This window comes from Kitasatospora sp. NPDC059812 (assembly GCF_042732075.1).
GTDB lineage: Bacteria > Actinomycetota > Actinomycetes > Streptomycetales > Streptomycetaceae > Kitasatospora.
On record NZ_JBHWIO010000149.1, the window covers coordinates 1 to 10,917 of the forward strand.

The following is a 10,917-nucleotide window of genomic DNA, read 5'->3' on the forward strand; positions in this document are numbered from 1 at the left end:
GCGCGGGGCCCGCCCCCGCCCCGGGCCCCCCCGGCGCCCCGCCGGCGCGGTTGGGCCGTTGGGGAGGATGACGGCGCGCCCGTTGATCCGGCCGCTGTGCAGACGCTCGTAGGCGAGCGGCGCCTCGTCGATCCCGTAGGTCTCGACGTGCACGTCCACCGCGCCGACCCGGGCCAGGTCGAGGACCTCGATCAGCTCGGCGCGGGTGCCCCAGTACGGGGAGGACACCGAGACCTCGTACGGCAGGGCGCCGAAGCCGACGGCCAGGGTGCCGCCGCCGAGGCCGACGATCGTCACGTCGCCCTCCACCGCCACCATCGCGCCGGCCGCGGCCGCCGTGGGCGGGGCGCCGACGAAGTCCAGCACCACCTGGGCGCCGATGCCGCCGGTGAGTTCGCGCACCCGGGCGGGCGCGGAGGCGTCGGAGCGGACCGTCTCGTGCGCGCCGACGCTGCGGGCCAGCGCGAGCTTCTCCTCCGTCACGTCCAGGGCGATCACCCGGGCCGCAGTCATCGCGCGCAGCAGCTGGATCGCGACGTGGCCCAGGCCGCCGGTGCCGATCACCACGGCAGTGCTGCCGGGCGTCAGCTTGCCGAGCGAACGCTTGATGGCGTGGTACGGGGTCAGGCCGGCGTCCGTCAGCGGCACGGCCCGGACCGGGTCGAGGCCGCCGAGCGGCACCAGGTGCCGGGGGCTGTCCACCACCATGTACTCGGCCATCGCCCCGGGGGCGCCCAGGCCGGGCGGGCGGATGCCCAGTTCGGCGGCGCGCAGGCAGTAGTTCTCCTTGCCCTCCGCGCACTTGGCGCAGTTGCCGCAGCCCCACGGCCCGTAGACGGCGACCGCTTCGCCCTCGGCCAGGCCGGTCACGCCCGCGCCGAGCGCGGCCACGGTGCCGACGCCCTCGTGCCCGAGGGTGAGCGGCAGGGGGAAGGACAGCCGCTCGGCGGGCATGCTCATCACGGCGATGTCGGAGTGGCACACCCCCGCCGCGGTGACCTTGAGCAGGACCTGGCCGGGGCCGGGCTCCGGATCGGGGACGGTGACCACCTCGGGGGCGGCGCCGACGCTGCGGTACTGGACTGCCTTCATGGGTTTCGGACTCCCTCTCTCTGCCCCCGGACTCGACTGTCCCCCCGGTTGCGCTGCCCCGGCCACCGGACGGGCCTGGGCAGCGGGCCGGTCAGCGGGCCGCGTAGGCGCCGTCGACCAGGTGGTAGCTGCCATGGATGAAGGAGGCCCGGTCGGAGAGCAGGAAGGCGGTCAGTTCGGCGACCTCCTCGGCGCGGCCGAGCCGGCCGGCCGGGTGCAGGGCGACCAGCGCCTGACGGGCCTCCTCGTCGGCCGCGCTCAGCAGCGGGGTGTCGATGAAGCCCGGACCGACGGCGTTGATCCGCACGCCCTGCGCGGCGTACTCCAGGGCGGCGGTCTTGGTCAGGCCGACCACGCCGTGCTTGGCGGCCGCGTAGGCGGGCGAGCCGGCGAAGCCGTTGGTGCCCAGGATCGAGGCCATGTTGACGACGGCGCCGCCGCCGGCCGCCAGGATGGCGGGGATCTCGTAGCGCAGCGAGTAGAAGACGCCGTCGAGGTTGGTGGCCAGGACCCGGCGCCACTGCTCGGGCTCGTACGCGCCGGTGGGGGCCTTCGCGCCGCTGATGCCGGCGTTGTTGACGGCCAGGTGCAGGGCGCCGAGGCCGTCCACGGCGGCCTGGACGGCGGCCCGCACCGACTCCGGGTCGGTGACGTCCGTCCCGATCGCCAGGGCCCGGGCGCCGGCGGCCTCCAGTTCGGCGGCGGCCCTGCGGGCGCCCTCCAGGTCGAAGTCGGCGACGGCGACGGCCGCGCCGCCGGCCGCCAGGCGGCGGGCCACGGCGAGGCCGATGCCGGAGGCGCCACCGGTGACCAGTGCGGCCTTGCCGGTGAACTCCTGGGGGTGGTCGGTGCCGGTCATGGCGTACGTCCTTTCGTGCGGGTGCGCCGGGTGGGCGCGGTGGTTCAGGCCGCCGGGCCGTCGGGGGGCGGTTCGGCGGCGAGCAGGTCGAAGGCCCGTTCCACGAGGTCGGGCAGATCCGGCTCGTCGGCGCCGACGGGGTGGCGGACCCAGGCGCGGGAGGCGGCCTGGAGGGCCGCCACGCCGAGGCCGACGGCGACGGCCGGGCGCAGGTCGTACTCCGCGTCCAGGCCGAGGCGGGCGGCGGCGATCCGGATGGAGGCCTCCTCCTCGTCGACGCAGATCCGCCGGTAGGCGGCGGTCAGCGAGGGCTCGGCGGCGATCAGGCCGAACAGCTCCCGCACACCGGGGCGCCGGTGCCAGGCCGGGTCCCGCTCGTCGCCCAGCCAGACCCGCAGCGCCGCGCGGTAGGCGGCCACCGGGGTCTCGGCGGCGGGGCGGGCCGCCAGCGCCGCGTTGATCCGGCCGAAGTCGGCGCGCAGGCAGTCCAGCACGGCGTCCTCGCGGGAGGCGAAGTACCGGCTGAAGGTGCGGCGGGAGACGTCGGCCCGGTCGGTGACGTCCTCGACGGAGACGGCGGCCAGGCCGCGGTCCAGCACCAGCTGGAGGGCGGCGGCGGCCAGTGACTCGCGGGTGCGGCGCGCCTTGCGGTCACGCCGTCCCTCGGTGGTGTGCTCGGCCTTCTCGGTGGTCACGGGAGCCACCGTACACCCGGAAATGTCCCATTGGGACATGAGTCCCTCTGGGACACGAGCCCGCCCCGACCCCCACGGGAAGGCGGGGGCCGGGGCGGGCTCGCAGACGGGCTCGCAGGCGGGTCGAGTGGAACGGGTCAGGCCGGCCGGATCAGGCGGGGACTATCGCGAAGGAGCCGTTGCTGAGCGGGGTCTCGGTGTAGGGGCCGCTGTCGATGGCCTGCGGGGAGTAGCCGTCGAAGACCTGGCCGTTGACCGTGACGCCGGAGAAGTCCAGGCGGCTGAAGGAGGGGTAGCTCTGGCTCGGGGACTCGATCACGGCCTCGGCGCTGACGTTCTGGCCGTCGAGCTGCTGGGTGGTGGTCTCGGTCCAGCCCTTGGTGTTGTCGGTGATCTGCAGGGCGTAGCTGGAACCGCCGCTGTTGACCACCGAGGCGGTGAAGCTGTCACCGGCGTCCACCGGGTCGCTGAAGTACTGCGGCGGGGCCGGGTACATCTCGTACCAGGCCGAGTAGACCGGGGAGCCGCTGGAGCAGTCGGCCTGGACGCCGGTCTGCTCGACGGTCTGCGAGCCGTAGCCGTCGATCCCGACCCAGGGGGCGAACAGGTCGTTGGCGGTGTTGCACTGCACGGCAGGCATGGTCCAGGAGCCGGAGACGCTCTGGAAGCCGCTGCCCTGGGCGACGTAGCCGCCCCAGACTCCGCCGTCGTAGCGGGCGCCGTGGCCGAAGCGGTGCGCGCTGCCGTAGCCGTGCGCGGCGGCGTGGGTGGCGGGGGCGGCCGTCGCGGGGGTCGCGGCCGCGGCGGCCGGGAGGGCCAGCAGGGCGGCGAGCACGAGCCGGCCAGTACGGGAAAGGGCCATGGGGGGCTCCTTCACTGGGAGTTGAGGGGGTGCCGCCCAGCTTGCGGGCGCCGCGGGCGGGCCGGGAAGGGAACCGCGTGGGCAGGAACCCGACATGGCGGGAACATGTCGACCGATCAATCCCTTGATTTCGGGCACCGAGTGGCGCACAGTCGGCTCGTCCACTGGCGGTGCAGGACGAGGAGGACGCAGTGTCGGGGACGGGCATGCTCGCCGGACTCGGCCTCGGCGCGGTCGAGGAACAGCTCTACCTGCGGCTGCTCGGCGTCCAGGCCGCCGACCCGCAGTGGCTGGCCGCCCAGATGAACCTCCAGGCCTCGATCGTGCTCGCGGCACTGGTCTCGCTGGCCACGCAAGGGCTGGTGGAGGCCTGCGCGGCCGGGGCCTGGGCGGCGGTGCCGCCCGACGTGGCGGTGGAGGAGCTGCTGCTGCGGCGCGAGGTCGAACTGCGGCGCGCCCGGGGCCGGATGGGCGAGCTGATGCGCACCTACCGGCAGGGCCGGGACGGCACCGGGTCCGACGCGCCGGTCGAGGTGATCTGCGGGCGCAGATCGGTCGCCGAGCTGTGGCGCACCCTCCAGTTCGGGGTGCGCGAGCGGCTGCGGGTCCTGGACCGGCCCCCGTACATCCGGCGCAGCGATCCGCAGACCGAACTGGCCCTGCTGGCACGGGGGGTGACGACCAGGGTGGTGTACCACAGCCGGGTGCTGCGCGATCCGGAGCGCCTGGCGGAGATCCACTCCTTCGCCACGGCCGGGGAGCAGGCCCGGGTGCACACCGAACTGCCGCTGAAGCTGGCGCTGTTGGACGACCGCTGGGCGCTGCTGCCGGTCAGCGCGGGCACCGAGCTGCAGAGCGTGCTGCTGATCCGGCCCTCCACCCTGCTGGACGCGCTCGCCGGACTGTTCGAGCTGTACTGGGCGCAGGCGATGCGGCTGCCCGCCCTGCCGGAGGAGAATCCGGAGGACCGGCACCGCCAACTGCTCCCGCTGCTCGCGGCGGGGCTCACCGACGAGTCGATCGCCCGCCAGCTGGGGGTGTCCACCCGGACGGTGCAGCGCTGGGTGCGGGAGCTGATGGACCGCTTCGGGGCCCGGACCCGGTTCCAGGCGGGCATCCAGGCCGCCCGGGCCGAGCTGCTGTGAGCCGGCTGCGCCGCCCCCGGGCCGCGCGAGTGCGCAGGTCAAGGCCGGGCCGGGTGCGCGCGGCAGGCCCGGTGACCGGGAGAATGGTGCGGACAGTTCACCGGAAGTACAGAGAAAGCGAACCCCCACCATGGATCTCGGCGTGCGCTGGAAGCTGCACGGTGACGGGCGTACGCCCGCGCCGGGGGCGGTCGTCCGCCCCGACGAACGGCTCTCCTGGCCCCGCACGGCAGGGCTCGGCGCCCAGCACGTGGTGGCCATGTTCGGCGCGAGCTTCGTGGCGCCCGTGCTGATGGGGCTCAACCCCAACCTGGCGATCATGATGTCCGGCGTCTCGACGATCATCTTCCTGCTGGCCACCCGCGGCCGGGTGCCCAGCTACCTCGGCTGCTCGCTGTCCTTCGTGGGCGTGGCCGCGGTGATCCGGGCGCAGGGCGGCACCAGCGCGACCGTGACCGGTGCGGTGTTCGTGGTGGGCGCGGCACTGTTCCTGGTGGGCCTCGCGGTCCAGCGGTTCGGGGCGCGGATCATCCACGCGGCGATGCCGCCGATCGTGACCGGCGCGGTCGTCATGCTGATCGGCTTCAACCTCGCCCCCGTCACCGCGTCGACCTACTGGCCGCAGGACCAGTGGACGGCGCTGCTGGTGATGCTGTTCACCGGTCTGGCCGTGGTGTGCCTGCGGGGCTTCTGGTCGCGCGTGGCGATCTTCCTCGGGCTGCTCTTCGGGTACGGGATCTCCTGGCTGTTCGACCGGGTCTTCGGCAAGATCCACTCGGTGGACGCGGGCGGCCACCTCACCGACCACTGGCGCCTGGACCTGTCGGGCGTCGGCAAGGCGGACTGGATCGGCCTGCCCGACTTCCACGGCCCCTCCTTCCAGTGGTCCGCGATCCTGGTCGCCCTGCCCGTGGTGATCGCGCTCGTCGCGGAGAACGCCGGCCACGTCAAGGCCGTGGGCGAGATGACCGGCCAGACGCTGGACGACAAGCTCGGCGTCGCGATCTCCGCCGACGGCGTCGGCTCCATGCTCTCCACCGCGCTCGGCGGCCCGCCGAACACCACCTACTCCGAGAACATCGGCGTCATGGCCGCCACCCGGGTCTACTCCACCGCCGCCTACTGGGCCGCGGCCGGCTTCGCGCTGCTGTTCGGCGTCTGCCCGAAGTTCGGCGCCGTCGTGGCCGCGATCCCCGGCGGGGTGCTCGGCGGCATCACCGTCATCCTGTACGGCATGATCGGCCTGCTCGGCGCGCAGATCTGGATCAAGTCCAAGGTGGACCTGCGCAACCCGCTGAACCTGGTGCCGGCCGCCGCGGGCATCATCATCGGCATCGGCAACGTCACCCTGAAGTTCACCGACACCTTCAGCCTCAGCGGCATCGCGCTGGGCACCCTGGTCGTCATCACCGGCTACCACACGCTGCGGGCGCTGGCCCCCGCGCACCTCAAGACGCAGGAGCCGCTGCTGGACGAGGGCACCTCCTCCTACGACGAGGACTCCGAGGGCTCCGAGGGGCCGCGCAACCCGTAACGGACGGGCCCGGGTTCGGGTTCAGGTCGACAGGGCGGCCGGCGGAAGTGTCCGAAAAGGCTCTTCCGTCGGCCGTTCCGTCTGGCCGGACGGGCCGGGCGGTGGTCGAATCGCCGCGTACACCCGTCCCCCGCCCCGCGCCACTCATCCCCCCGGGAGAGGCATGTCCCTTCTGACCCAGCGCCGCAAGGCCGCCGCCGCGGCCGCCGCCCTCGCCACGTTCGCGCTCACCTGCGGCGGCCAGGCCTCCGCCGCCGACGCGGGCAAGGTCCTGTGGACGCCGAGCACCAGCACCGGCCCGTCCTCGTTCAAGGCGGTCCAGTGCGCGGCCGGCAACTTCGGCGTCGTCAAGGACTCCGTCAAGGGCAGCGTGTGGCGGGCCTTCCAGGCCGCCGGCGAGGAGCGCTGCGAGACGCTCAGCCCGGACCTGAAGGAGGGCAACACCTTCTACCTCGGCTGGTCGTCCAAGGTGGACATCAAGGACACCAACAGCCGGTACGTCTTCCAGCTCAAGTGCTCGCCGAGCACCGGCACGGCCAACCACCCGATCGAGATCGACATCGTCAACGGGCGCGTCCGCCTCCAGGAGTGGGACACCGACCACGTCGCGCACTCCCTGTGGACCGCGCAGACGACCAACAACACGTGGCACTCGTACGCGCTGAAGATCCGCCTGGGCCGCACCGACGGCACCATCGACTTCTGGTTCGACGGCGTGAAGCAGACCTTCACCACCGGCTCGGACACCTTCAAGGGCACCACCTGGGACGGCGACCGCAACTACCTCAAGTGGGGCTCCTACCACCCCTCCACGGGGGATGCGACGAACACCTTCACCAGCCCGGTGATGGCCACCACGCTGGAGGCGGCCACCGCCGGCTCGTGACGGCGCGCAGGCCCGGACCGGTGAGCGGTCCGGGCCTGCGGTTTCAGACGTCGCCGAACTCGCCGCTGCGGACGGCGACGACGACGAGTGCAGACGCGGCCCCGACCGCTGGTCAAGCGGTCGAAGACGCCTGGGACTCCTGGGAGCATGGCGACGGCATCCCCCTTCTCCCCACCAGGACTCCCCCGCACAATCCTTCTTGAGGCACCCGCCATGCTCACAACCCGCCGCCCCGCACCTTCGTCGCCCGTCACCCCCGCCACCGTCTGAAAGCCGCACCACCCATGCACCTCACCAACCTCGCCAAACACACCCTCTCCCGCGGCGCCACCCCCGCCGCCACCTACGCCCTCCTCGCCCGCCTCGGCCACCAACCCCGACCCGCCGCCCAAGCCGTCTGCCTCGCCCTCGCCATCCCCCACACCGAGACCATCCGCCGCCTCGACGACTGCCACGACGCCCTCCTCGCCAACCCCCGCCCCGACTCCGAAACCGACACCGGCGAACTCCTCGAAGCCCTCGGCATCTTCGACATCCCCGCCACCCTCACCCCCACCCAACGCACCGTCATCGACCACCTCCTCACCGCCGTCAACGCCCACGGCGACATCCGACCCGGCCACCACCACGGCCTCAACCGCTGGTTCACCACCGGCAACCTCACCACCGCCTACCTCTCCCTCATCACCACCCCACCCCTCCCCCGCACCGGCGACCCCACCGCCTACTGGACCACCCTCACCACCGCCGGCGAACTCCTCACCACCACCAACCCCGACCCCCGCCTCAAGTGCGCCCTCACCCACTGCCGCACCCAAGCCACCCAAGCAGCCCAAGCCACCCGCCCATGAGCGCAGGAAGTCGACCCCACCGACTTCCTGCGCAGCACGATCACCGGTGGCACAGGGGTGGCGGCCGCCGGATAAATGCCGTGCGTGCCTGGCAGCCGGTGGCTACACTGGCGCGGACTTCGACCGTCCGTATGCCGAGGAGACCAGACGTGGTGGTGGACGACGACATCTCCGGGTGAGTCCCGGACCCGGCAGGCCACCGACCGGTGCGTGGAAGCACCGTCGGCGTGGCCCCGTCGTCGCGCCCTCCTCCCATCCGTCTGCCCCCGGGCGCCGGCTGTCTGCTGCGCCGCGCCCTGCCCCCCTGTGAGGCCACCTCCATGTCCGGCGCTCTCGTCGTCTGCTCGAACCTGTCCTTCTCCTGGCCCGACGACACCCCCGTGTTCCAGGACCTGTCCTTCACCCTCGGTGCCGGCCGCACCGGCCTCGTCGCGCCCAACGGCACCGGCAAGAGCACGCTGCTCCGGCTCCTCGCCGGGACGCTGCGGCCCGCCGGCGGATCCGTCACCGTCACCGGCACCCTCGGCCACCTCCTGCAGACCCTCCCCCTGAGCGGCGACCTCACCGTCGCCGAGGTGCTGGGCGTCGCCGAGATCGTCCGGGCCATCGACGCCGTGGAGTCCGGGGACGTCGACGAGCGGCACTTCGCCGTCATCGGCGACGACTGGGACATCGAGGAACGCACCCGCGCCCAGCTGGAGCGCCTCGGCTTGGCCCACCTGGCGCTGGACCGGCGCCTGGGCACCCTCAGCGGCGGCCAGATCGTCTCCCTCGGCCTGGCCGCCCAACTGCTCAGGCGCCCCGACGTGCTGCTGCTGGACGAGCCCACCAACAACCTCGACCTGGCGGGCGCGGCCCAGCTGGAGAGCGCCCTGAACTCCTACCGGGGGGCCTTCGTGGTGGTCAGCCACGACGAGCGGTTCCTGCACGGGATCGGCGTGCAGCGGTGGCTGCGGCTGGCCGACGGCGGGCTGGCGGAGGGCGCGCCCGCGTAGCGGACGCGGGGTGCGCACCGGGCCGCGCCGTTCGGCGGTCGCGGGCCGGTGCGCCCGCCGGCGGCACGGCCGGATGTGGCGCCGGTCACACGATCGGGGCCCTCGGGGGGCCTCCGGGTGAGAAGGGTCACGCCCGGCGGGCGGGCGGGCGCCCGGGCGGCGGCAGGGCCCGGCAGGACTGGGCGGGCGGGGTCGCGACACGGTCCGAGGTCCTGTCCGCTTCGGGACCTTGGTCGCGACTCCGGCCGACCTTCGGCCCGGTGGCGGCCCCCTCGTACCCGGGCAACCGTGGACGGTCGCCCGGTGTGAGCGGGTGATGGCGCCGTCCGCCGGACGGCGTCTTTTCTTGCCGTCTACCCGGCGCACGGTGAGCGGGCCATCCGCCGCCGTACGCTCCGGAGGACCCCCAGCACATGTCCCAGACCATCGACAACGCCCCGTATACCGCCTTCCACCGGAGACTGGCCCTCGCCTGTTCCGGTGGGCCGCTGCTCGACGGCTACATCCTGAGCATCGTCGGCGTCGCCCTGATCGGGATGCGACCCGAGCTCGGCCTGTCCACCGCGGAGGTCAGCCTGATCGGCGCCGCCGCGCTGGTGGGCATGTTCGTCGGCGGCGCGCTCTTCGGCGTGCTGACCGACCGGATCGGCCGGGAGGTGATGTACACCGCCGACCTGCTCGTGATGGTCGCCTGCTCGGTGCTCTCCTTCTGGGTCGACACGGTGTGGGCGATCGCCGTGCTGCGCTTCGTGCTCGGCATGGCCGTGGCCGCCGACTACCCCATCGCCACGTCCCTGCTCGCCGAGTGGCTGCCCGCCAAGCAGCGCGGGCGGCTGCTCGGTCAGCAGATCATCGCCTGGTACGCCGGCTCCGTGCTCGCCTACGTGGTGGGCTACGCGTTCCTGGAGCTGGCCGGGCCCGGCAGTTGGCGGTGGATGCTCGCGAGTTCCACGGTGCTGTGCGTGGTGTTCCTGGTGATCCGTCGCGGTACGCCGGAGTCCCCGCGCTGGCTGGCCGCCCACGGGCGGGTCGGCGACGCGGTGCGCGTGGTCGAGAAGCACCTCGGCGTACGGGTGGACGGCCGCGAGCTGATGCCCGACCCGGCCGAGCGCGGCCGCCCCGGCGGGCTGCGCCTGCTGATGACCCCGCCCTACCGGCGCCGCACCCTGTTCTGCGGCCTGTTCTTCCTCTGCCAGGTCGGCCCGCTGTTCGCGATGCTCACCTTCGGCCCGCAGATCCTCTCCTCCTTCGGCATGCCCGGCGGGACCGTGATGGAGACCCTGGGCACCGGGCTGATCAGCCTCGTCTTCCTGCTCGGCTGCTTCCCGGCGCTGCGCCTGATCGACACCCGCGGCCGACGCCCCGTCATCATCTGGTCGTTCGCCCTGATGGCCGTCCCGCTGGCCCTGCTGGGCGTGTGGCCCACCGCTCCGGCGGCCATCGCCCTGACGGCGCTGTGCGCGTACGCCTTCCTGTGCGGCGGGCCCAACGTCCTCGACTGGACCTACCCCAACGAGCTCTTCCCCACCGAGATCCGGGCGACGGCGGTGGGCGTGGCGACCTCGGTGAGCCGGATCGGCGCGGCCGTCGGCACCTACCTGCTGCCGCTGTCGCTGTCCGGGCTGGGCACCGGCCCGACCATGCTCATCGCGGCCGGCACCACCGTGGTCGGCCTGCTGGTGTGCGTGCTGTGGGCCGAGGAGACCCGGGGCACCGCCCTGGGCGCCGCCCCGGCCGCCGGCCGCAAGGCCGCCCGGCCGGCCGTCCCGGGGCAGCGCGTCCCGCAGACGGCGCGCTGAGGGCGCGCCGAGCTGCGCTGCGGGTGCGCTGAGCTGCGCTGACGGCCACCGCGTGACGCACCGGCGGCGCGGGGCGGGGGCGCCCCGCGGGCGGCGGGGCGGGGGGGGGGTTGGGGCCCCGCGGAGGGGGAGGCGGCCGCGGGGGGGGAGGGCGGTTAGGAGGGGTGGGGCCCCGCGGGGGGGGGGGGGTTGGGGTGGG

General features: G+C 73.8%; 9 protein-coding genes and 1 pseudogene. 6 read left to right on the forward strand and 4 right to left on the reverse strand.

Annotated features, from left to right (window positions below; all coding sequences use genetic code 11):
• From ACFV6D_RS37915 to ACFV6D_RS37930, 4 genes are all read right to left on the reverse strand, one after another.
• Window positions 1–1,092: NAD(P)-dependent alcohol dehydrogenase (locus ACFV6D_RS37915; protein ID WP_380563267.1), on the reverse strand; the 1,092-nt coding region annotated here is incomplete at its 3' end.
• Window positions 1,093–1,183: 91 nt separating this feature from the next.
• Window positions 1,184–1,951: an SDR family NAD(P)-dependent oxidoreductase gene (locus ACFV6D_RS37920; protein ID WP_063350353.1), complete on the reverse strand. Its 768-nt coding sequence runs from the start codon at window positions 1,949–1,951 to the stop codon at window positions 1,184–1,186.
• A gap of 44 nt (window positions 1,952–1,995) precedes the next feature.
• A complete protein-coding gene (locus ACFV6D_RS37925) occupies window positions 1,996–2,646 on the reverse strand; it encodes a TetR family transcriptional regulator (protein WP_380487945.1) in 651 nt (216 codons plus the stop codon).
• 151 nt (window positions 2,647–2,797) lie between these two features.
• Complete coding sequence (locus ACFV6D_RS37930) at window positions 2,798–3,508, reverse strand: G1 family glutamic endopeptidase (RefSeq protein ID WP_380429485.1); 711 nt, start codon at window positions 3,506–3,508, stop codon at window positions 2,798–2,800.
• Between the two features lie 191 nt (window positions 3,509–3,699).
• Here ACFV6D_RS37930 and ACFV6D_RS37935 point away from each other — a divergent pair, with 191 nt between their 5' ends.
• From ACFV6D_RS37935 to ACFV6D_RS37960, 6 genes and pseudogenes are all read left to right on the forward strand, one after another.
• Window positions 3,700–4,653, forward strand: coding sequence for a LuxR C-terminal-related transcriptional regulator (locus ACFV6D_RS37935; protein ID WP_380563269.1), 954 nt, complete (start codon window positions 3,700–3,702; stop codon window positions 4,651–4,653).
• A gap of 130 nt (window positions 4,654–4,783) precedes the next feature.
• Window positions 4,784–6,187, forward strand: coding sequence for a uracil-xanthine permease family protein (locus tag ACFV6D_RS37940; protein ID WP_380563271.1), 1,404 nt, complete (start codon window positions 4,784–4,786; stop codon window positions 6,185–6,187).
• A gap of 163 nt (window positions 6,188–6,350) precedes the next feature.
• Window positions 6,351–7,073 (forward strand): hypothetical protein, encoded by a 723-nt coding sequence (locus tag ACFV6D_RS37945; RefSeq protein ID WP_380563273.1) that lies wholly within the window; start codon window positions 6,351–6,353, stop codon window positions 7,071–7,073.
• Window positions 7,074–7,357: 284 nt separating this feature from the next.
• Complete coding sequence (locus ACFV6D_RS37950) at window positions 7,358–7,924, forward strand: hypothetical protein (protein ID WP_380563275.1); 567 nt, start codon at window positions 7,358–7,360, stop codon at window positions 7,922–7,924.
• Between the two features lie 320 nt (window positions 7,925–8,244).
• Window positions 8,245–8,850 (forward strand): annotated as a pseudogene (locus tag ACFV6D_RS37955) (ATP-binding cassette domain-containing protein); the annotation flags it as partial.
• A gap of 482 nt (window positions 8,851–9,332) precedes the next feature.
• The gene (locus ACFV6D_RS37960) at window positions 9,333–10,718 is read left to right on the forward strand and encodes an MFS transporter (protein WP_063350346.1); all 1,386 of its coding nucleotides are present in this window, start codon (window positions 9,333–9,335) and stop codon (window positions 10,716–10,718) included.
• The last annotated feature ends 199 nt before the right edge of the window (window positions 10,719–10,917 follow it).

What these genes read in the sequence shown, in the direction of transcription:
- ACFV6D_RS37950 (WP_380563275.1), top strand. Translation starts at nt 7,358, where the DNA reads ATGCACCTCACCAACCTCGCCAAACACACCCTCTCCCGCGGCGCCACC.
- ACFV6D_RS37920 (WP_063350353.1), bottom strand. Translation starts at nt 1,951, where the DNA reads ATGACCGGCACCGACCACCCCCAGGAGTTCACCGGCAAGGCCGCACTG.
- ACFV6D_RS37930 (WP_380429485.1), bottom strand. Translation starts at nt 3,508, where the DNA reads ATGGCCCTTTCCCGTACTGGCCGGCTCGTGCTCGCCGCCCTGCTGGCC.
- ACFV6D_RS37945 (WP_380563273.1), top strand. Translation starts at nt 6,351, where the DNA reads ATGTCCCTTCTGACCCAGCGCCGCAAGGCCGCCGCCGCGGCCGCCGCC.
- ACFV6D_RS37940 (WP_380563271.1), top strand. Translation starts at nt 4,784, where the DNA reads ATGGATCTCGGCGTGCGCTGGAAGCTGCACGGTGACGGGCGTACGCCC.
- ACFV6D_RS37960 (WP_063350346.1), top strand. Translation starts at nt 9,333, where the DNA reads ATGTCCCAGACCATCGACAACGCCCCGTATACCGCCTTCCACCGGAGA.